The 20,936-nt window shown below is 57.5% G+C and carries 22 protein-coding genes and 2 pseudogenes; 15 read left to right on the top strand and 9 right to left on the bottom strand.

Annotated elements, in window-relative coordinates:
* The first annotated feature begins 73 nt into the window (after positions 1 to 73).
* From THL1_RS20645 to THL1_RS20635, 3 genes are all read left to right on the top strand, one after another.
* Complete coding sequence (locus tag THL1_RS20645; RefSeq protein WP_069084978.1) at positions 74 to 1,261, top strand: acetyl-CoA C-acyltransferase family protein; 1,188 nt, start codon at positions 74 to 76, stop codon at positions 1,259 to 1,261.
* 35 nt (positions 1,262 to 1,296) lie between these two features.
* Complete coding sequence (locus tag THL1_RS20640) at positions 1,297 to 2,145, top strand: 3-hydroxybutyryl-CoA dehydrogenase (RefSeq protein WP_069084977.1); 849 nt, start codon at positions 1,297 to 1,299, stop codon at positions 2,143 to 2,145.
* Between the two features lie 215 nt (positions 2,146 to 2,360).
* Positions 2,361 to 3,023 carry a TetR/AcrR family transcriptional regulator gene (locus tag THL1_RS20635; protein ID WP_069084976.1) on the top strand — a complete coding sequence of 221 codons (663 nt, stop codon included), beginning with the start codon at positions 2,361 to 2,363 and terminating at the stop codon, positions 3,021 to 3,023.
* 165 nt (positions 3,024 to 3,188) lie between these two features.
* Here the strand turns inward: THL1_RS20635 and THL1_RS20630 are convergent, their stop codons facing one another.
* From THL1_RS20630 to camD, 5 genes are all read right to left on the bottom strand, one after another.
* Positions 3,189 to 4,169, bottom strand: a complete 981-nt coding sequence (locus THL1_RS20630) for an IS5 family transposase (RefSeq protein ID WP_069084975.1) — start codon at positions 4,167 to 4,169, stop codon at positions 3,189 to 3,191.
* A 544-nt stretch (positions 4,170 to 4,713) separates the two neighbouring features.
* Complete coding sequence (locus tag THL1_RS20625; RefSeq protein WP_069084974.1) at positions 4,714 to 5,037, bottom strand: 2Fe-2S iron-sulfur cluster-binding protein; 324 nt, start codon at positions 5,035 to 5,037, stop codon at positions 4,714 to 4,716.
* Positions 5,038 to 5,101: 64 nt separating this feature from the next.
* Positions 5,102 to 6,370 carry an NAD(P)/FAD-dependent oxidoreductase gene (locus tag THL1_RS20620; protein WP_083246076.1) on the bottom strand — a complete coding sequence of 423 codons (1,269 nt, stop codon included), beginning with the start codon at positions 6,368 to 6,370 and terminating at the stop codon, positions 5,102 to 5,104.
* 19 nt (positions 6,371 to 6,389) lie between these two features.
* Positions 6,390 to 7,637, bottom strand: coding sequence for a cytochrome P450 (locus tag THL1_RS20615; RefSeq protein ID WP_069084973.1), 1,248 nt, complete (start codon positions 7,635 to 7,637; stop codon positions 6,390 to 6,392).
* Positions 7,638 to 7,663: 26 nt separating this feature from the next.
* Positions 7,664 to 8,749, bottom strand: coding sequence for a 5-exo-hydroxycamphor dehydrogenase (gene camD / locus THL1_RS20610; protein ID WP_069084972.1), 1,086 nt, complete (start codon positions 8,747 to 8,749; stop codon positions 7,664 to 7,666).
* Between camD and THL1_RS30810 the strand changes: the two genes are divergently transcribed.
* The 4 genes and pseudogenes from THL1_RS30810 to THL1_RS29835 all read left to right on the top strand — a co-directional run.
* The gene (locus THL1_RS30810; protein ID WP_237234854.1) at positions 8,698 to 8,931 is read left to right on the top strand and encodes a hypothetical protein; all 234 of its coding nucleotides are present in this window, start codon (positions 8,698 to 8,700) and stop codon (positions 8,929 to 8,931) included. The genes camD and THL1_RS30810 overlap by 52 nt on opposite strands.
* A 97-nt stretch (positions 8,932 to 9,028) precedes the next feature.
* Positions 9,029 to 9,640: a TetR/AcrR family transcriptional regulator gene (locus THL1_RS29195; RefSeq protein ID WP_145928353.1), complete on the top strand. Its 612-nt coding sequence runs from the start codon at positions 9,029 to 9,031 to the stop codon at positions 9,638 to 9,640.
* A 67-nt stretch (positions 9,641 to 9,707) separates the two neighbouring features.
* Positions 9,708 to 10,274: pseudogene (locus THL1_RS20600) on the top strand (LysR substrate-binding domain-containing protein); the annotation flags it as partial.
* An 85-nt stretch (positions 10,275 to 10,359) separates the two neighbouring features.
* Positions 10,360 to 10,452: pseudogene (locus THL1_RS29835) on the top strand (IS5/IS1182 family transposase); the annotation flags it as partial.
* A gap of 120 nt (positions 10,453 to 10,572) precedes the next feature.
* Here THL1_RS29835 and THL1_RS20595 read toward each other — a convergent pair.
* From THL1_RS20595 to THL1_RS20585, 3 genes are all read right to left on the bottom strand, one after another.
* Positions 10,573 to 11,409, bottom strand: coding sequence for an alpha/beta fold hydrolase (locus tag THL1_RS20595; protein WP_069084971.1), 837 nt, complete (start codon positions 11,407 to 11,409; stop codon positions 10,573 to 10,575).
* A gap of 221 nt (positions 11,410 to 11,630) precedes the next feature.
* On the bottom strand, positions 11,631 to 12,377 hold the full coding sequence (locus THL1_RS20590; protein ID WP_069084970.1) for an SDR family NAD(P)-dependent oxidoreductase: 747 nt from the start codon (positions 12,375 to 12,377) through the stop codon (positions 11,631 to 11,633).
* A 60-nt stretch (positions 12,378 to 12,437) separates the two neighbouring features.
* Positions 12,438 to 12,854 (bottom strand): nuclear transport factor 2 family protein, encoded by a 417-nt coding sequence (locus tag THL1_RS20585; protein ID WP_202969609.1) that lies wholly within the window; start codon positions 12,852 to 12,854, stop codon positions 12,438 to 12,440.
* 248 nt (positions 12,855 to 13,102) lie between these two features.
* Between THL1_RS20585 and THL1_RS20580 the strand changes: the two genes are divergently transcribed.
* Positions 13,103 to 13,630 (top strand): nuclear transport factor 2 family protein, encoded by a 528-nt coding sequence (locus tag THL1_RS20580; RefSeq protein WP_069084968.1) that lies wholly within the window; start codon positions 13,103 to 13,105, stop codon positions 13,628 to 13,630.
* Positions 13,631 to 13,658: 28 nt separating this feature from the next.
* Here THL1_RS20580 and THL1_RS20575 read toward each other — a convergent pair whose 3' ends face one another.
* Positions 13,659 to 14,657 (bottom strand): NADPH:quinone oxidoreductase family protein, encoded by a 999-nt coding sequence (locus THL1_RS20575; protein ID WP_069084967.1) that lies wholly within the window; start codon positions 14,655 to 14,657, stop codon positions 13,659 to 13,661.
* A gap of 268 nt (positions 14,658 to 14,925) precedes the next feature.
* On the opposite strand from THL1_RS20575, the gene THL1_RS20570 reads away from it, so the two are divergent.
* The 7 genes from THL1_RS20570 (at position 14,926) to ribE (ending at position 20,720) form a co-directional block, all read left to right on the top strand.
* A complete protein-coding gene (locus THL1_RS20570) occupies positions 14,926 to 15,444 on the top strand; it encodes a nuclear transport factor 2 family protein (protein WP_069084966.1) in 519 nt (172 codons plus the stop codon).
* A gap of 40 nt (positions 15,445 to 15,484) precedes the next feature.
* The gene (ribBA, locus tag THL1_RS20565; protein WP_069084965.1) at positions 15,485 to 16,588 is read left to right on the top strand and encodes a bifunctional 3,4-dihydroxy-2-butanone-4-phosphate synthase/GTP cyclohydrolase II; all 1,104 of its coding nucleotides are present in this window, start codon (positions 15,485 to 15,487) and stop codon (positions 16,586 to 16,588) included.
* Positions 16,589 to 16,728: 140 nt separating this feature from the next.
* Positions 16,729 to 17,331 carry a GTP cyclohydrolase II gene (gene ribA / locus THL1_RS20560; RefSeq protein ID WP_069084964.1) on the top strand — a complete coding sequence of 201 codons (603 nt, stop codon included), beginning with the start codon at positions 16,729 to 16,731 and terminating at the stop codon, positions 17,329 to 17,331.
* Between the two features lie 277 nt (positions 17,332 to 17,608).
* A complete protein-coding gene (locus THL1_RS20555) occupies positions 17,609 to 18,763 on the top strand; it encodes an LLM class flavin-dependent oxidoreductase (protein ID WP_069084951.1) in 1,155 nt (384 codons plus the stop codon).
* Positions 18,764 to 18,893: 130 nt separating this feature from the next.
* Positions 18,894 to 19,406: a flavin reductase family protein gene (locus THL1_RS20550; protein WP_069084963.1), complete on the top strand. Its 513-nt coding sequence runs from the start codon at positions 18,894 to 18,896 to the stop codon at positions 19,404 to 19,406.
* Between the two features lie 103 nt (positions 19,407 to 19,509).
* Positions 19,510 to 20,139: a riboflavin synthase gene (locus tag THL1_RS20545; RefSeq protein WP_083245964.1), complete on the top strand. Its 630-nt coding sequence runs from the start codon at positions 19,510 to 19,512 to the stop codon at positions 20,137 to 20,139.
* 98 nt (positions 20,140 to 20,237) lie between these two features.
* Positions 20,238 to 20,720, top strand: a complete 483-nt coding sequence (gene ribE / locus THL1_RS20540) for a 6,7-dimethyl-8-ribityllumazine synthase (protein WP_069084962.1) — start codon at positions 20,238 to 20,240, stop codon at positions 20,718 to 20,720.
* Positions 20,721 to 20,936 lie beyond the last annotated feature (216 nt).

Raw genomic sequence — 20,936 nt, 5'->3', positions numbered from 1 at the left:
CCTTCTTTTTTAAGGTATAGGGACGGCACTGTCGCCAAGGCCGCTACCAAATTACTGATTAGGATGGCTACACATGACACAGCGTCAGGTATTTGTGGTGGGGGCTGCACGCACCGCAATTGGCAGTTTTGGCGGTTCCCTGAAGGACCTTCCGCTTTCCACTCTGGCTACCGTAGCGGTACGGGCGGCAATTGAGCGTGCCGGCATCGAGCCGGGACAGGTCGGGCACGTGGTCATGGGAAATGTGATTCCCACCGAGCCCAAGGACGCCTACCTGAGCCGAGTCGCTGCCATCGATGCCGGTGTGCCGCAGGAAACTCCAGCGTTCAATGTCAATCGTCTGTGCGGCTCCGCTCTACAGGCCATCGTATCCGCCGCGCAGTCGATTCTGCTAGGCGACACGGATATTGCCATCGGTGCCGGAGCGGAAAGCATGAGCCGCGGTCCGTTCATCATGGGCAATCTGCGCTGGGGCGCGCGGCTCGGCAATGCTGAAGCCATCGATTATATGAACGGCATTCTGCATGACCCCTGGAAGCGCATGCACATGGGGGTCACCGCCGAGAATGTGGCTGTCCGTTATGGCATTGACCGTACTTCGCAAGATGAACTCGCGGTTGAAAGTCAGCGCCGCGCTGCCCGTGCAATTTCCAAGGGCTACTTCGACGAGCAGATTGTGCCGGTCGAACTCAAGACTCGCAAAGGCACCAACTACTTCAGCCGCGACGAAAATGTCCGCGCCGACGTGACAATCGAGCAACTGTCAGCCATGAAGCCGATTTTTGTCAAAGAAAATGGCACGGTTACCGCAGGAAATGCCTCCAGTCTGAACGACGGTGCCGCAGCATTAGTACTCATGGAGGGCAAGGCAGTAGAGACGTTAGGCCTGACTCCCCTAGCCCGCCTAGTTGGCTACGCCCATGCCGGAGTCGATCCAGATTACATGGGTATAGGTCCGGTGCCGGCGGTTCGTCAGGTGCTGGAGAAAACCGGCATCAATCTCGACCAGATTAATGTGATTGAGGCTAACGAAGCCTTTGCCGCCCAGGCCTGTGCGGTGATCAAGGAGTTGAGGTTGAATCCAGAGATTGTGAACCCCAATGGTTCGGGTATTTCTCTCGGGCACCCGGTCGGTGCTACCGGTGGAATCATTTCCATCAAGGCCATTTATGAGCTGCAACGTACAGGTGGGCGTTATGCCCTGGTCACCATGTGCATCGGCGGCGGGCAGGGTATTGCCGCCATATTTGAGCGTGTGTAATAGACAGCATTTTTTATAGAGGTTGGACAACAGCTATGCAGATCAACAAGGTTGGTGTCGTCGGAGCCGGTACCATGGGTAACGGTATTGCTCAGGTGTGTGCCACTGCGGGGCTCAGCGTGGTCATGCTGGACATTGATCAGCGGTCACTGGAGCGAGGTTTCCATACTGTGTCTGGTAGCCTTGAGCGCTTGGTGCGCAAGGAAAAGCTATCGCCGACTGACCGCGAATCTGCCCTGCAGCGCATCAAGAGCACCACCGATTACGCCGATCTCGCTGATGTAGATTTGGTGATTGAAGCTGCCTCCGAGGTGGAGAAAGTCAAGCTGGCTATCATCCAGACCCTGGACAAAACGGTACGTAAAGACGCGATTATTGCCAGCAATACGTCATCCATGTCCATCACCAAACTGGCGGCGGCAAGTAGCGCGCCGAACCGCTTCATAGGCATGCACTTTTTCAATCCAGTGCCGGTTATGCTGCTGGTCGAATTGATTCGTGGGCTGCAGACCGATGATGCCACCCATCAGGCAGCAGAGCAGTTTGTAGAAAATATCAAAAAGACTGCTATCTCGGTAAAGAACAGCGCGGGCTTTGCCGTGAATCGGATTCTGGTACCGATGATCAATGAGGCGGTATTCGTTTTGCAGGAAGGGATCGCCAGTGCTAGGGCGATCGATGAGGGCATGCGCCTGGGCTGCAACCATGTCATCGGGCCACTGGCGCTGGCAGACCTGATTGGCCTGGATACCCTGTTGTCGGTGATGGAAGTGTTTTACAGCAGCTTCAATGACTCCAAGTACCGTCCAGCACCGCTATTGCGTGAGATGGTCGAAGCCGGCTATCTGGGACGCAAGAGCGGCCAAGGCTTTTACAGCTATTGAGGCTGCCTAACGACATTGGATTGAAGATAGGCCGGCACGCGCCAGGCTGGAAGCCGGTGCGGCTGGCTGTAGATTGCTCAGGTGCCGCAGCATGTGGTTGGAGCAGTCAGGTGGCAATATCTTCTTCTTTACGCATGCGTTGATAATCGGTAGCATTGATTGAAAAGTGATCAGCAAATGGGTCACTACATTTGACTTAAGGAAGAACCTGCAGCATGCCCAATTCGTCACCTCCGAGTAGCAATATATCCCGGCGTCGCAAGACTGCCTTGAATGACGGGGGAGTCAAGTACAAGGCCAAGAGAGATGAGTTGATCCGCCTTGCAGCTGATCTTTTCAAGGAAAAGGGATATCAGACAACGACCCTCAACGACATTGCCAATTATGCTGGTATGGATCGGGCCAGCGTCTATTATTACGTCGGCAACAAAGAGGAATTTTTCCGCGATGCGGTCAAGGGTGGTGTTGAGCAGAATGCCAAGAATATCGAACAGATGCTCGCCCGCGAGGATATAGGTACCCGGGAAAAGCTCAGGCAACTGGTACAACTGCTGATGCAGTCATACAGCGATAGCTATCCTTACATGTATGTCTATATTCAGGAGGAGATGCACAAGATCGCCGATGCCAAAACTCCTTGGGCGCAGGAAATGCTTGAAAAAACCAAGGGTTTCGAGCATGCGGTGCTAGCTCTGATTAAGCAGGGCGTGGCCGAGGGTAGCTTCCGGGATGATATCCCCGCTAGCCTGGCAGCCAACACTATCTTCGGCATGTTGAACTGGACGTACCGCTGGTACACCCCAAAAAGCAAGTTTTCGGCCAAGGAGGTGGCAGATGCTTTTTGCAATATATTCTTTACTGGAATGCAGAAAGACTGACCTGACGTCAGGATCAAGGGATGGTCTGAAGTAGCCATGTCTTTCCGGCTGACTTCAGACCCCGCCGATTTTGGAAAGCGGTCAATCGACCCAAAACACCCAGATCATCCGCTTTTTTCTATGTTTTGAGCCGCTGCGAGCACCTCGCGGCGGCTACTCCCCGCATTACAGGCGCACCTCTCCTGCTGTGGCCAACAAATGTCGGCGCGCCATCCACAGATTCGACAGGGCGAACAACGTGACCATTTGCGCTGCATTCTTGGCCAGGCCGCGGAAGCGCACCTTGGTGTAGCCGAATTGGCGCTTGATCACCCGGAACGGATGCTCGACCTTCGCTCGCACCTGGGCCTTGGTTTTCTCGATCTTGCGGATCGCTTTGTACAAGGCGCTGCGCTTGCCGTGTTTCTGGTAGGTGCTGCGCCGGGCCGCAATTTGCCAGATGACCTGGCGCCCCGCATGCTCTTCACGCTTCTCGACCCCGGTATAGCCAGCATCGGCACACACCACGTTTTCCGCGCCATGCAGCAGTTTGTCGACCTGGGTGACGTTCGCGACATTGGCCGCCGTGCCCACCACGCTGTGCACCAGTCCCGATTCATCGTCGGCGCCAATGTGCGCTTTCGCGCCGAAGTACCACTGGTTGCCCTTCTTGGTCTGGTGCATCTCCGGGTCGCGCTGGCCGTCCTGGTTCTTGGTCGAACTCGGCGCATGAATCAGCGTGGCGTCGACGATGGTGCCCTGGCGCAGCGACAGGCCGCGATCCCCCAGATAGCCATTGATCACGGCCAGAATCCCGGCCGCCAGTTCGTGCTTTTCCAGCAAACGACGGAAGTTGAGGATGGTGGTTTCGTCGGGGATACGCGCCAAGCTCAGCCCGGCAAACTGGCGCAAGATCGTCGTCTCGTACAGTGCTTCCTCCATCGCCGGATCGCTGTAGCCGAACCAGTTCTGCAGCAGGTGCACCCGCAGCATCGCCCTCAACGGATAGGCCGGGCGGCCACCTTCGCCCTTCGGGTAATGTGGCTCGATCAGGGCCATCAAACCCTGCCACGGCACCACCTGATCCATCTCGATCAGGAACAACTCCTTGCGGGTCTGCTTGCGCTTGCCGGCGTACTCGGCGTCGGCGAAGGTCATCTGCTTCATCGGGCAACTCATGCAACGGGATCGGCGTATTTCACCAGATTCAGGAAGTCTTCTTCAGGATTTCCCAAGAGACCTGGTTCAAGAGCTGGGCTCGGTCATGATATCGGGACAATCTTAAATTCATGAAATGTCTTTGTCGGTATCCCGATCTACTGTTCTGTGGATTTGGCGGTAAGGGGAGGGAATTTCATCGCAAAGTTATGATGTTTCTATATGCACAGTGTCGGCACTATACTCTCGCGCCACCCGTTTTCAACTTTTCATCTATGTTGCACGTTTCTGATGGTCCATCCTTGCAAAGACCTTCAAGCATGAAACGCACGCCTTGACGGCCTCTGCCGTGCAATGAATGGATAGGACGAAGCGAGTAATGCCTTTGCCTTGCAGGCGCTGGTGTTCAGGTGGGAGCGGAGAGCCGCAGTCGCAAGGTTCACGTCAAGGTCTTGCGACCCTGTGCAATTGCGGCGATCAGGGCGTATCTCGAATTGCTGCCGGACAGACGTCTGTCCGGCAGGCCTTGGTCGCTGTTCGTCAATACCGCAAATCACCATTGCTTGTCTGGTATGTTCACTACAATACCGTCCAGGTCAGAGGTCATGAATATCTGGCAGCAAAGTCTGCTGTTCGGCTTCACTTCGGCCGCAGCACAACTCAGCATTCCTGTTTCTCGCTCGGTGGGAGTCGGCACCTTGTCCATGAAGGTATTATCAACATACACATGGCATGTTGCGCAGCTGGCACTGCCGCCGCAATCGCCGACAATATCGTAGATACCGTTGGAGACCGCAGCCTGCATAAGACTTACTCCGTCAGCAACATCCAACTCGCGGCGCGTTCCATCATGTGACACATACACTACTTTAGACATTTTTATCCTCGCACTCTTGGGGCAAAAACGGCGATCTATAGCGGGTACCGATCGCGGGAAAATTTCAGGCCCTATTCAATTCAGTGTTGGCTGTCGCAATTATTTCTTTCAGCGGCACGCTTTCGTCATCCAGTAGGTTTGGTTCAACCGGAAGTCGATCCGTGATGATCTGCTTTGAGAGGTTGAATTCCACCGGACGGTTCACCGTATCAACCGCCAGCACTCGGTCCCCCTGCAGGTAGAAAACGCTGAAGTCGGGCTGTTCCAAAGAGCCCCGTATAATGATCCGATCGTATCCCTCGGACAGCCCAACCATTTTCAATCCGACTTCATACTGGTCGGACCAGAACCAAGGGGCAGTCTCGTTGCGCGTTGGCTTGCCGCAGACGATAGCGGCAACTTTCCGCGCCTGCTCCAATGCATTGGGCACCGACTCGATACGTACCCAGCGGCCATAGATCTGGCTGTGAAACCGGGCGCAGTCGCCGATCGCCATGATCACGGGATCAGAGGTCTGCATCTGCTCGTTGACCACGATACCGTTATCTACCAGCAGCCCGGCCGCACTGGCCAGCTCACAGTTCGGGATTAGACCAATCCCGGCAACTATCAGATCTGCTGCCAGTCGCGTGCCGTCCTCACACAGTACGGCGGTCACTTTCTGCTGGTCGGCTGACATCTCAAATCCGCACACTTGCATGCCGGTTCGTATGTCAACGCCGGCGTCACGGTGCAGGCGTTCGTAAAAGGCCGAAACCGGCGGAGCGGTAACTCGCGCGAGAACGCGGTCTGTCGTGTCGAGCAGGGTGACCTGCACGTTCGCCTTAATGGCGGTTGCAGCCACTTCAAGGCCGACATAGCCGCCGCCAATCACTACCAGGCGATTGCCGGGAATCAGCTGTTGGCGGATACACTCGGCATCCTCGAGTGTGCGTAGGTATCGAAAGTTGGCCGCCTTGCCGGCTGCGCCACTGGCTACCGGTAGCAGCCTCGGACGTCCGCCAGTAGCCAACACCAGCCGCTCGTAGTCCAGTACCTGGCCATCCGACAGGCTGACCTGCCGTCGGTTGCGGTTGATCGCCGTTACCTGCGTGCCGCTGAGCAATTGGATGTTCTGCGCCGCGTAGGCATCCGGGGTTCTCAGGTACAGGCTTTCCGGTGTGGACTTGCCAGCCAGATAGGCTTTGGACAAGGGCGGCAGGTGATGGGGAATAACTGCTGCATCCCCCACCAGCCAGATATTACCTTCCCAGCCGTTGGCGCGCAGGCTAAAAGCAACCTCAACCCCTGCGTGGCCAGCACCGACGATGACCAGATTTTTGTTTGCGTTCACTGCACCCACCCCCACGTGTTTATACCGCTTTGGTAGTGGCCGGATCCCAGACCAGCGGGAGTGCATGCACGCCGCTGACAATGCCACTCTGGTGGCGCACCTGCGCGCCCGGGGCAATGGCAAAGTCAGGAATCCTGGCTAGCCATTCCCGTAGGGTGGTGACGATTTCGCGGCGGGCTAGATGCTGGCCAAGGCACAGATGACTGCCGTGACCAAATGTCGTATGCGATACCTTCTGGCGGCCGAAGTCGACGTGCATCGGGCAGGCGTTCTCACGCTCATCCAGGCCCGACAGCAGTTGCGGCAGGAGGATCTGATCGCCCTTCTTTAGTAGCACGCCATGGAATTCAAGGTCGGACTTGAGAATTCGGCCATCAGCTACTAGCGAAAAGCGTCGGAGCAGTTCCTCGGTGGCAGCCGGAATGCGCTCTGGATGCTCGATCAACTCTTTGCGGTGCTCTGGGCTTTTGGCCAGAAACTCCATGCAGAAGCTGAGGAAATTGACTACGGTATCCAAGCCACCAACCAGCAGCAGACCACACATTTTCTTGGCTTCGTCGCTGGTGATTGGGCGCCCGTTGACCTGGCCATTGGCGATTACGCTTATGGCGTCAGTACAAGGCTTCAGTTTGCGCTCTGCGATGATTGGCATCAGATACTCATAGAGCGCGTCTCTGGCTTCAGCAAAGGTCATGCTGCCATCCGGGCGAGTCATCTGATCCGAGAGGTATTTCAGATGCGGAATGTCTTTATCCGGCAGCCCCGCGAGCAGCATGAAGATCCGAATCGGGAAGGGCTCGGCAAAATCTTCGGTAAAGTTGCAGTGACCCTGAAGGCGGATGTTGTCGATCAGTGAGCACGCCAGCTCCCTGATATGACCTTCCATTTTATCCACTACCGGCATACCCACCACGCTGCTGGCTAGGGCGCGGAACTGGCGCTGCTCCGGCGGATCCATCGAAGTGGGAATGAAGTCGTAGGCCTCGCCCGCTTCGCGGGGAATGAACGGACACTCGCTCGAAAAGTGTGCGGGATCTTCGAAGGCCTCACGGATCAATCGTCCCCGGGTGGCAATCCAGTGCCCGCCATTGCATCGAGTCCATACAATATTCGGTACATTCGGTCCCTGCAGAGTCGCCCAGGCTTTCTGCACGCCTTCCGATATGTTCGGTGGGTTGTACATGTCGAAGTCAAAAACCAGGTGCTCAGGTACATGGGGCGGCAGGGGCGCAAGATTGGCATTGCTCTGTATGGCTTCAGTACTCATTTTTGTTCTCCGGAAAAAGGGGGCGGCTAGAGCGTCGGATCGATCACGGGCTTGATCAGTGCACCTGTCTTGACCAGTTCAAGCGCCTTGTTGGCATCATTGATGGAAAAGCGCTGCGTGATCAGGTCGGCCAATGGATAGCGGCCCTGCATCCGGGCGGCAAAGTGCATCGCCTGATAGAAGTGCTTGGGCTTGGCGAAGGTAGCCCCGGAAACATGCATGTTCTTGATGGTCAGGTCGCGGGGGGCGATGGGTTGAGTACCGATCGCGCCCCACAGGCCGAGAATGATGTAGCGACCATGGTTGCCGGTCAGATCCACGCCCTCGGGAAATGCCGGCAGGGCGCCGGCCGCTTCCACCACCACGCTGGCGCCACGCTTGCCGAAGCGATCGCTGACAATACGTTGTCGTTCTTCCCGCGTTGTGTCCTTGAGCGAAATGGTCTCGGTCGCGCCGAGGCTACGGGCCATTTCGAGGCGAACCGGCGAGTGGTCGATGGCAATGATTTCCTTGGCACCCGATGCTGCAGCAACCAGCACGGCTGCGAGTCCGACCGGGCCAGCACCTTGGACGACGACAGTATCATCCAGGCCGACGGGGCCGCAGCGGTCATAGCCGCGCAGCACAGTTGGCAGGGCGCAGCCGAGTGCGGCCAGTGCTTCCGGCTGGGCATGATCGGGCAGGCGGTAGAAGGCCATGCCATTGGGCAGACAGGCAAAGTCGGCGTAACTGCCCCAGTTGGGCTTTTCCGCATGCTCAAAAAAGGTTGAATTGTCGCAGGGGGTTTCATCCAGAACGGTGCAACTGTGGCAGCGATGGCACAGGGCGATGGGTGCCCAATACACCATGTCACCCTGCTTGACCGGAACTCCTGCGTAATCCGTGGTGACGCCGGCCCCGAGTTTTTCGATGCGGCCCACACCCTCGTGGCCGAGAATGATCGGGAAGGGCATGGTGCCTGCTTCGCCGGAAACAATGTGAACATCACTGCCGCACACGCCACCGAGGACCACGCGTACCAGGGCTCCGCCTGGTGCAGGATCAAAAATCGGGACTTTCCATGTCTCGACCCGATTTTGCTCGACCATCACAGCTGCTCTTGCATATTGCATTGTTACACCTCGTTTTTATTGTGCTTTGGGCCTGGGCCAGCGAGGCCGAGCCGCGTTGCTCAACGGGTCAGGTTGAGCTGTATATCGGTGATATAGTAAATATATGGACGATGGCGTTGATGGTCAACATGCGCGGTGAAAAATATTCAACGGCCTGGTTGATGGGTGGTTTTGACTTGTGAAGCATGCTGGTATTGTGCGGACCGGTTTTCCGGAGGGGCGTTTAGCAGCCGAGTGGCTTGGGTCGCCCTGGATCGAACACGGCAGTGAGGACTTACTTTGACAACAGCGTGCCCTCTGGAAAAAAAAGGTCGGATCGACCCCAGCAATGGCGATATCAAGCAGGACTTGCTGCGTGCAGCAATGCACCTGCTGAGCACCAAGGGACGCGACGGTGCAACCATGCGGGCGATCTGTGCGGAGGTAGGTGTAACGCCGCCAACGTTGTATCACCACTATGGTGATCTGCAGGGGCTGCACAAGGCTGCGATTGACGAAACCTACCTGCAGGTTGCCGAGGCCTATCACGACGGCACCGACGAGAAGGGGCCGCTCAAGGGGATTCGCGATGGGTGGGCAACCTTCCTGAAGTTTGCTTACTCAGAGCCGAATATGTGTCGCATAGTGATCCAGCAGATCATGGCGGGAGAGCCACCGAGCCTGGTCGCCGATACCCTGCGAGGCTTGGCTGACGACCTGGCCCAGTTCCATGCGCGCGGGCTATTGAAGTATCCGCCGAGGGAGACGGCGCAGTTGCTGTGGATGGGGGCATTGGGTTCGCTGACGTACACGGTCAGCCGGGAAGAGGCCGAGGACACCCAAGACCTGGCCCTGCAAAGGGCCATGCTCGAGATCACTCTGGCTGCACTCTTCAATGTTGAAAAGGAGTAGGCAGGCCTATTCGCGGCCTGCTGATTTCGCCTTGGCTTCAGGGCTGCTCGCCGACCGGGCCGAATTCACCCAACGTCATCCGAGCCTGGGGATCGATTTGCTGGCAGTGCCTAGGACCGTGCAACTGTCGCGCCGCGAAGCCGACATCGTGATTACCTTGGAACGTCCCGTGCGTGGGCCATTCATCATTACCAAGCTGACCGACTACGTGCTCAAGCTCTAGGCCTCCGTCAGTTATCTGGAGCAGCATCCGCCCATTCGGCATCGGGAGGATCTGCGCGATCATGCTTTTGTCAGCTATATCGATGATTTGCTTTACAGCAAGGAGCTCCTCTATCTCGATGAAATCGGCAAGCCTCGGCATGTTGCATTGCGAAGCACCAGTATTCTCGCGCAGCAGCAGGCCACCGCCTCAGGGGCCGGTATCGCGATCCTCCCGTCATTCTCTGCCGATTCGGATCTGCGCTTGAGACGAGTGTTGAGCGAGCAGATTGAGTTCACCCGGACGTTCTGGATGCTGATGCCAATTGAACTGAAGGACATTGCACGAATGAAGGCAGCCTGGAATTTTCTGCGAGAAATGGCTCAGGCGAAGCAGGCTCTCCTGCTTGGGGGCGGCATGAGGCAGCCCTAGCGCCAGGACTGGCATAAATTGAAAATGTCAGGCGTATGGGTTGAGGTGAAATTAGTTCGAGGTCCGCACTACTGGGCAAAATGATTACCGTGCTGTGGCGTTCCGATATGACAAGCTGAAACGAAATTACGAAAGCATGGTAGCCAAGGCCTGCGGGTTGCTATGGCTACCTATGTGAAGCGTCCACAGCCCGTGCGAAAAGCGTGAGCGAAGCTTCCTTGCCCTTCCCGATTGGCCGCAGCAATCATCGTCATTTCGAATGGTTGCACCGACCATCAACATTATTTGCGGATGGTTTCTAAGCCTCTACCGAGTTGCTCAGGAAGTCGAACAAGGCATCGTTGAACGCGTCGTTGCTGTCGCCGGCGACCATGTGGTCGGCGCCGGCCACGTTGGCCAGTCGTGCGTGCGGAATCTGCGCAAGTAGCTGCTTTACCCCCTTCTCACTGACCAGCCGGCTGGCGCCGCCACGGATCAGCAGCGTAGGTATACCCACCCCGGAGGCAGCAGCTTCGAGACGCTCGGCGTGCCGAGTGCGTTGGTTGTCCGGGGAGGTGAACGCCGGATCGTAATGCCAGCGGTAGCGGCCGTCCGCGCACAGACGCAGGTTGCGCTCGAGCCCTGCGAAGTCGGTCGGTCGCTGCCGATGGGGAAGGTAGGCGGAGACTGCATCGGCCGCTTCTTGTAGGTTTTCAAAGCCATTCGGGGCGGCCTGCATGAACCGGAGGATCTCCGCTGCACCCTCGGCCTCGATCCGCGGCACTACGTCCACCAGCACCAGGCCGCGGGCCGGCTGACGGGCCTCGCCGATGGCGAGTAGCGAAGTCAGCCCGCCGAGCGAGGCTCCGACCAGTACAGGTGGTCGGCGAAGGGTCCCCAGTACCTCGCGTAAGTCTGCAACGAAGAGATCCAGGCTGTAGTCTTGGTCGTGCGACCAGTCGCTGTCGCCATGGCCTCGCAAGTCCAGCGACACTGTGTGATAACCGCGGTCAACCAGACGCTGCGCCGTATTCTTCCACGAGTGACGAGTTTGTCCCCCGCCATGCAGCAACACGACGGGCTGACGATCGGGATCGCCGCCGACATCGGCCGCCAGGCTGACGCCCGCGGCGCCCTTGAATCGCATCTTGCGCATTTTCTCGCCTCACAGCTTCTTTGCTGTAGGAATTAGCCGAAAGCCGGGCGGCTCAATGAAGCAGGGAGCCGTGGGCAATCAGCTGGCCAGCCACGGATCCAGTCACGCGGCTTTGAGCCCTTCGCAGCGCTCGAGTTGGGGCGCCGCGAGGGGCTGTTGACGCTTCGAGCTTGGCAAAGAAATCCTAAGCACGACTGCTTTGATCTGCAAGGATGGGCTGGTTACTGAGCCAGCATCCCGGCGTCAACTAGGTGTTCACTGCCGGTGATGTAGGAGGACTCGTCCGAGGCAAGAAACAGCACCAGGTTGGAGACCTCTTTGGGATCGGCTATACGGCCCAGCGGAATCAGGCCCAGCGCATCCCCGCCGCTCTCATCGGTCGCCTCGACCATCATCGGCGTCTGAATGAAGCCGGGGTGTACTGAGTTGACGCGGATCTTTTTCGGGCCGTATTCAATCGCTGTGGCCTTGGTCATGCCACGTACTGCGAACTTGCTGGCCACATAGGCCAGATTCGGGAAGCCATAGTTGGCGGCCATGCCCGCAATCGAGGAAATGTTCACAATTGAGCCGATGCCGGCCTTGAGCATGGACGGCAGAACGGCCCGCATTCCCAGGAACACCGAGTGCTGGTTGACGTCGCAGACCTTCAGGTAGTCGGCCTCGTTGAGGGCCAGGGTGTTAGCAACCGGGCCGAGTATGCCTGCATTGTTGACTAGCACCGTGAGTGGGCCGAACGCGGATTCGGCCTTCGCCACCACCTCTGCCCAGGAGTTGGCGCTGGTGACGTCGTGTCTGAGGAACAGCGCATTGCCGCCCAGTTCATCGGCCAGGGCCTGGCCGGCTTCTTCCGACAGATCGGTCAGCACCACCTTGGCGCCTTCCGCAATGAAACATCTGGCATGGGACTCGCCCATGCCCCTGGCAGCTCCGGTAATCAACGCCACTTTGCCTGTTAGTCTACCCACGGTTCTTCCTCTTGTTGTGTTGTGCAGGGGCAGCCCTGCGATGCTGGTGAGGGCTCTGATCTACTCGACGATGAAGGTTTCGTACATGTGCAGCGTGTCGCTGTATTCCCGTATGCCGGTGATGCGCTTGCCGTCCGTTTCGAACAGGAAGTGATAGGTGTTCTTGAACACCCGTCCATTGTTCAGTTCCGAGCAAGACTCGGCTTCCACCGCGACACGATTGCCTTCGGCGGTCATGCCACCGGGGGTGATGGGCAGGGCGCCTTGCTTGTAGACGGTGACGATGCCAGCCAGTAGCTCGCCCATCTGTTGTTTGCTGTAGCTGCCTGAAATGCCGGGTATGTTGCCGGATATCCACCAGGTACATTCATCGTCCAGGCAGTCGAGAATGTCGGTCACATCGCCGGACGAGAAGACCCTCAGGAAGTGGCGCACCAACTCCTTATTGCGTTCGAGCAGGTTGTTGGCTGTGTTCACTGTGCTACTCCTGTGACTTGGATTGGCTGATCCGATCGCCAGCTTGCCTAATGTCGCTCGGCCTAGCCCACCTCTTGTGTGGTGTGGCTATCAGTAGCATTCCTGTTTTACTTGTGTCAACAATTGTGTTGATTGATGCTTTCGGATGAACGATGCTAAGTCGTTAGCTACAAGTGTCGCTGTAAGCCGTTCGGGCTGTCCGAGCGTTGGCTTATGGCCGGGATCACAGTGACAGTAAGGGTTGATAGATGAACAACGACATGCAGGTGCTGCTGGACAAGCAGGCGATTTATGAAGTGCTGATCCGTTACTGCCGTGGTGTGGATCGCTGCGATGAGGAGCTGATCCGCTCCGTCTACCATGACGATGCCTATGATGATCATGGTTACTGGCGGGGATCCGGTAGCGACTTTGCCCGTTTTGTATCTGCACGCCTGACAGCTGCCAACCTAGCGACCACGCATTCAATCACCAACGTGCTAATTGAGGTTCACGGGGATACCGCCCAATCGGAGTCGCAGGTCATGGCGACCCTTGTGCGCAAGGGCAGTCCGCAGTTGGCCGATGTAATGGGCGCCCGTTATCTGGATCGACTGTCCCGGCGCAATGGCGAATGGAAGATTGATGAGCGCACCGTGGTGCTGGACTGGCACAAGGTTGAAGCCTGGGCCGACGCGCAGGCGCCGATCCCTCTCGACGGGTTCATGCGCGGTTCCCGCTTCCCGGCCGATCCCGTCTATCGGCACCGGCAGATGGCGACAGAACAACCCAGTTAAGCGGGGTTGGCGACCGGGACGACTGGTTCTAGTTGCGTGGCTCGGCGGTCGGCGTAATAACCAGTTTGCCGGTCAGGTTGCGCGACAATACCATCTTGAGGGCATCCGGAGTCTTCTCCAAGGGGTAGGTCTGCGCAATCAGCGGCCTCAGTTTGCCCGCCCTGTAAAGTTCCGATAGGTGCCTGAAGCTGGCCTGGTGCTGCGCTGGATTGCGTTGCACGGCAGGCCACCAGAAGATGCCGGCCACCTGGAAGTTTTTCAGCAACAGCAGGTTGGCCGGTATCTGCGGAATTTGTCCGCTGGCGAAGCCGACAATCAACAGCCTGCCGTCATGTCTCATGCAGCGCGACATACTGTTGAAGGCTTCGCCGCCCACCGTGTCCATGCACAGATCCGCCCCCTGGCCGTCGGTCAGCTCCAGCACCCGCTGCTTCAGATCCTCGCGGCCGTAATCAATCAGATGGTCGGCGCCGTGCGCCCTGGCAGTCTCCAGCTTGTGGGGAGAGCTGGCGACGGCGATGACCGTTGCACCCAGCGCCTTGGCAATTTCAATACTTGCCAGGCCCACGCCGCCCGCAGCGCCAAGCACAACCAGGGTCTCCTTTGCCTGAATCCGGCCGCGGCGAACCAGGGCGTAGTAGCTGGTGCCGTACGAGGAATAAAAACCTGATGCGGTGATACAGTCCATGCCCTCCGGTACCGGAACCGCCAGTTCGGCCCGGGCCGCAGCCTCTTCGGCGAAGCCGCCATAGCCGTCTCGGGTCAGGGCCATGACGTGGTCACCCGGGTGTAATGTGCTGACATTGGTGCCGGTTTCAATCACCTCCCCCGCGATCTCGAAGCCGGGTGCAAAGGGCATCGGAGGCTTGGCTTGGTATTTCCCCTGGATGATCAGATTGTCCGGAAAGTTGATCGCCGCCCCATAGACCCTGATCCGAATGTCGTCGGGCCCTATGGCCGGACTGTCCATCTCGCCCTGGGTCAGCATGTCTGCCGGGCCGTATTCTCTGCAAATGATTGCTCGCATGTGCGCATCTCCTGGTGTTGTTCATCTGCTCCGAATGTCGGCTGGCAAGGTCATTTAGTCAACTTTGGTGTTGAATATGCGGCCGCGGATCTGCAGGCTGAGGCTGGAATTTATTCATTCCGATGTCGCCATGTTGGCTGCCGCGCATGGGAGGTTGCCCGGGGATCGGATCTGGAGGTTCTGTCGTCAACAGGATTTATCAACTCTTTAGTTGACTGGTGTCGACAAAGGCTGCACGATTGCCTGAAACAACAAGAAGGTATGCACCATGTCGGATATCGAACGCAGGCTGAAAGCCCTGGAAGACCGCGCCGAATTGCAGGATTTGGCGGTCCGCTACTTCGTTGCCACGGACGATGATGACTACGCCACTTTAGAAGCGCTTTTTACGCCTGAGGCCGTATTCCGTGCCGGCGGGTTCACTGGCGGTACTGATCGGGCCGCCATCATGGCTTTCCTGCGAAGTGCCAGAGCGAACATGGGCGTCACTATCCATACCCCCCATTACTGCCTAATCACCTTCACCGGAGAAGACACGGCAACGGGGGTGGTTGGCGCGCATCTCGAAATTGCCATGGCTGGGCAGAGCCTGTTTGGGGCTGTGCGTTATAACGACAAATACCAACGTCTGCACGGCAAATGGCATTTTTCTAAAAGGGAAATGCTGGCAGTACATGTGGGGCCTTGGGAGCAGGTTGCGACCTCACTCACCGCCGATCTGCGGGTCCGGTGGCCGGGTAGCGATCCGCAGCCGGCCGATTTGCCGGCACGCCGGGAAAGCCTGTAGCTAGGGGGAATCCCATCAAACGGCCATTAAGGGTGCAGCTATGCAGTTAGACAAGATTGAAGACATCATCGAAGACATCCGCCTCGGTAAAATGGTCGTATTGATTGACGATGAGGATCGCGAAAACGAGGGCGACCTCGTCATGGCTGCTCAGCATGTGAAGGCTGAGCACATCAACTTCATGGCCCGTTTTGCCCGCGGTCTGATTTGCATGCCAATGAGCAAGTCCCAGGCCGAGCGCTTGGGGTTGCGGCTGATGGTCGAACGCAACGGGTCAGGGTTCGGCACCAAGTTCACCACCTCGATCGAGGCGGCGGCGGGGGTCACCACGGGGATCTCCGCCGCGGATCGAGCTCTAACCGTTCAGGCCGCAGCGGCGCCCAACGCGCGGGCAGAGGACGTTGTCCAGCCTGGGCATATTTTTCCGCTTGTCGCGGAGCCGGGTGGTGTGCTGGTACGAGCCGGGCATACAGAAGCCTCCTGCGATCTCGCCAGGCTGGCTGGTCTGAACGAAACCGGTGTGATCTGTGAGGTGATGAACGAAGACGGCTCCATGGCACGCCTGCCCGAGCTGATCGAGTTTGCCAAGGAACACGGGCTCCGGATCGGTACCATTGCCGATCTGATCCATTACCGGGCCGTCCATGAAACGACCGTTGAGCGGCTGGGGCAGCAGTCGGTGATGACCGATCATGGTCAGTTCATGATGCTTTCCTATCGAGACCGTATTAATGGGGATATCCATCTAGCCCTGACCCTGGGAGAACTGGATGGCTCGCCCACGCTGGTTCGGGTGCAGCAGTCGGTTTGCCTCCGCGATCTACTCGGCATCCAGATTCCCGGCAGCAGCGGCTGGAATATACAGCGCTGCCTTGCGCGCATTGCTGCGGAGAAGAAAGGGGTGCTGGTGCTTCTAGCTGGTACCGAGACCTCCGCCGACATGAAACACAAAATAGATGCCCTGAACGGCAAATCCAAGCTGCCTCGAGCGTCGGCAGATGGTGATCCTCTGATGATTGGTGTGGGTTCGCAAATTCTTCGCGACCTTGGCCTGGGTGATATGCGACTGATGGCGGGGCCGGCCAAATATCACGGTATCTCCGGATTCAACTTGCAGGTTTCGGAATACGTCGTCTGCAGCTGATTCTTCTCTGGCGCCCAGGTTGCCAAGCCTGGGCCAATTATCAGCCATTGCTGCAAGGTAGCAACTGAGCCGTTGTCCAGGGCGTGGTGCTGCGCAAGAAAGGGGGCGTTGATGATGACTGGACATATCGGGAGCACGAAATGAGCTTGAAGTATGCGGTATCCACGCGTCTGCCAACGCCCTTTGCGACTTTTGATATTCACGGGTTTGAAGACCCCGAGACCGGCAAGGAGCATGTTGCCCTTACCCTAGGCGATGTCCGTTCCGGCGAGCCTATCCTGTGCCGGGTGCACTCCGAGTGTCTGACTGGAGATGCGTTGTTCAGTCAGCGCTGCGATTGTGGATCGCAGTTGAATATCGCGCTGAAACTGATTGCTGAGAAAGGGCGAGGCATTTTGCTCTACCTGCGCCAGGAAGGGCGGGGCATTGGTTTGATCAACAAGCTCCGGGCCTACGAACTCCAGGATCAGGGGGCCGACACTGTCGAGGCCAATGAGCAACTGGGATTCGAAGCGGACATGCGCAACTACCTGATTGGTGCACAGATGCTCGGTCATTTTGGCATTGAGTCTGTGCGCCTGATGACGAACAACCCACGGAAGGTGGATGCCCTGAGGCATGACGGCATCACCGTTGTAGAGAGGGTCAAGTTGCAGTCAGACCTGACTCCCTGCAATGCACATTACCTGCAAACCAAGGCAATCAAGTTGGGGCATATGCTCTCCCATCTCAAATTGAAGTGATCCCGGACCCTATTGTCATCGGTTGATCCGTGCGCGCCTACAGCTTACGCCGCATCGCTGTGTGCGATGTTCCTTCGCGCCCGGAATCTGCGATATGCCACTTCGGGCCTTCTGCGCCGACCCCCCAGGGTTATTTGATTTAAATCAATAAGTTATTGATTTCATGGTTGGCGACTCAGGTTGCCGCTTATTGCTTCGTCCAGTTTATCAACATTTGTGTTGACAGATGGTTCGGAGCTGATTAGTTTTGCTAAACCAACGAACAGGAGGTGGCCCAATGAAGTTTCATTTGATGCAAACAGGTGTGATCGGTCGTCGTTATGAGCTGGAAGCGGGCATGGCCGGTCAGCGCCCTGAGCTGTATCAGCGCTTTCTATCCGAGGTGCGCGATTACGTGCGTCTGGCGGATGAGCTTGGCTACGCAGGCTACTGCCAACCTGAGCATCACCTGCAGATCGAGGGTTTTGAGATCAACAACCATCCCGGCATGTTCAGCCTCTATGTGGGCCTGCATTCCAAGCGGATGAAGGCCGGCATCATGGGGTACACCCTGCCGACCCATAACCCGGTGCGCATCGCCGAAGAAATCGCCACCCTTGACCATATGCTCCAAGGGCGGCTGATGGTCGGTTTCACCCGTGGTTACCATGCGCGCTGGGTCGACTCCTATGCCGCGCGTCCGGGGGTCAGCGCCACTACGCCGGACAACGCCAAGGCCCGCGATGAGCAGGATGCGCTGAACCGCGAAGTCTTCGAGGAGTCGCTGCAGGTCATCAAGAAGGCCTGGGCCAACGACGTGTTCAGCCACAAGGGCAAGCACTGGGAGTTCCCGCCAAATGGCGGCTCTGCCGGTCACCCGGCCTATGCCAGCATGGGCAAGGGCATGGATGCCGATGGCATCGTGCGCCAGATCGGGATTGCGCCGAAGTGCTACCAGAATCCCCACCCGAAGATTTACGGCGGCTTTGCCGGCAGCATGCGCACCGTCGACATGTGGGCACGGGAAGGCGGCAAGCCGATCGTGCTGGCTGCCGACCTGGACTTCTGCGATGCCCTGTGGAACCGCTATGCCGATACCGCCCGCCAGCATGAGCGCGAAGTTGCCCGCGAGGATGTTGCCGCCTGGGGTGGTTTCCTGATGCTGACCGATGACAAGGACAAGGCCAAGCAGTTGATGGCTGAGCACAAGTGGTTCTGGGACAAGTGGTTCATCCCGTTCGGCCAGAAAATGCCGAACGTGCTGATCGGCTCGGCTGACGACATCGCCGAGCAGATCGGCCGCGCGCATGACCGCCTGGGCTTCAACGAACTGTTCCTGATGTTTGGCCAGGGCCACCTGGACCCGGAGCAGAACAATGAAGAGTTGGAGAAGTTTGCCAGCCTGGTGGCCCCTCGGTTCGCGACCAAGGATGCCGAAGGGACGCTGGTTTAACGCCAGCTAGAGCACCATTGGAGCAGGTCGGCACCAGTCCTCCCTGCTTCAAACGTCATCACCTGATCAACCTGAGATGCAGTGAAGGTATCAGGAGTGAACGCCACGCGAATTTATCTGGAGATGCATCATGACTGAAGTCGCGACAGAGATAGTACGAGACGTGATCGACCCGCAATGGTTCAGAACCGTTCTGGGCCAATATCCCACCGGCGTATGTGCCATTACCGCGATGGATCGGGACGGCAGGGTGTCGGGTATGGCAGTTGGGTCTTTCACCTCGGTTTCACTTAATCCGCCGTTGGTGGCCTTTCTGCCCGACCGCAGTTCCACCAGTTGGCCGAAGATTGAGAGTGCCGGCAAGTTCTGCGTCAATGTGCTAAGCGATCAGCAACTGGGTGTCTGTAAACGCTTTGCCTCCAAGGCGGAAGACAAGTTTGCTGGACTGGCATACCAGCTGTCAGACAATGGCTCCCCGATCCTTGAGGGCGTGGTGGCGTGGATCGATTGTGACCTACATTCCGTTCAGGACGCAGGTGATCACTATATCGTCATTGGTGCTGTGCGTGAGTTGCAGATCGAGTCCGAAGGTTCTGCACTGCTCTTCTACCGTGGCGGATATGGTGGCTTTGCATCTCTGTAACTCGGAATTGGCAAGCTGCTGCAAGTCGGTTATGCGCAAGGCTCGGCCGAACCTAGGCAAGGTTGCGGGTAGGTCGCTTGAGTCGGGCCATCTAGGTGCATAGATGTTTACCGGAATTATTGAAGCGGTTGGTTTGATTGGCTCGATCGAGCCCTGCAATGGGGATCTCAGGATCTTCGTTCAGACCGGTACGTTGGATTTGATTGATCTGGGGCTAGGGGACAGTGTCGCCGTCAACGGTGTCTGCCTGACAGTCGTCCGTCTGCTGCAGGATGGCTTCTGGGCCGATGTCAGTCAGGAAACGCTTAGCCGCAGCAGTCTGGCCGGGTTGAAGCAGGGCGCTCGCGTCAATCTGGAAAAAGCGCTCAGGGCGAACTCGCGGTTGGGTGGTCATATGGTCAGTGGCCATGTCGACGGGCTCGGCAAGGTGGTTTTGTTGTCATGTGACGCGCGCTCATGGCTGATGCGCATCCAGACGCCTGCGGCGCTCTCCCGCTACATCGCGGAGAAAGGTTCGATTACCGTGGATGGTGTCAGTTTGACGGTCAATGCGGTGGCCGATGACTGCTTTGATCTGAATATCGTGCCGCACACTATGAAAATGACCAATATGTCCGACTACCGAGTCGGCCAGCAGGTCAACCTCGAAATCGATCTGATTGCGCGGTATGTGGAGCGCCTTCTGGTTGGCGATAAGCAGGAAAGGCTGGGCAAGGATGCTAGGCGTAGATGATTGATATCTAGTTGGCAGAGGCTGGAAGCCAAGCGAATTCAGCGCTGCGGCCGACATTTAGCTTTCCGGCGGCCACTTACGGGTTATGGAGCTGAAGGATGTATTCCATTCGTACCATCGAAGGTGATTTGGCATCCGTGCAGGGGCGTTATGCGCTGGTGGTGGGGCGCTTTAACAGTTTTGTGGTGGAAAGTCTGTTGTCCGGTGCCCTAGATGCACTGAAGCGTCACGGTATCAAGGGGAAGGACATTACCATCGTGCGCGTGCCTGGCGCCTTCGAAATCCCGCTGGTGGTCAAGAAGGTCGCCGAGCGCAGGCAGTTTGAAGCCATCATCGCATTAGGGGGGGTGATTCGCGGCGGTACACCTCACTTTGAACATGTGGCCGGCGAATGCATCAAGGGCATTGGTCAGCTCGCCCTCGAATTTGCTGTCCCCGTTGTCTTTGGCGTGCTGACGGTCGACTCTATCGAGCAGGCTATCGAGCGCTCCGGCACCAAAGCCGGTAATAAGGGGGAAGAAGCCGCCATGTCGGCAATGGAAATGGTCAGCCTAATGGCTGCGTTGGCCGCCGAGAAGTAAGTCTTTCCGGCAAAACGGCCAGATGATGTTGAAGGGTGGGAGCTGCGCTCAGTTGCCCCCCCGTTGATCTTTGCCAGTGGCTGTAAATGCAGGCTGAATCAGACAACTTGTGATGCGCCTGCAATGCAGAATTCTGAATTCTGATCTGCTGGTTTTCAACGATTGTGTTGACTTCTAGTGTGCGCAGTGCGATCTTTTTGTTATTCAAACAGTGCC

The sequence above is a fragment of the Pseudomonas sp. TCU-HL1 genome (genome assembly GCF_001708505.1).
In the GTDB taxonomy this organism is placed as follows: Bacteria; Pseudomonadota; Gammaproteobacteria; order Pseudomonadales; family Pseudomonadaceae; genus Metapseudomonas.
Note: the sequence above shows the minus strand (reverse complement) of the source record. Positions and strands in the feature narration are given on the sequence as shown.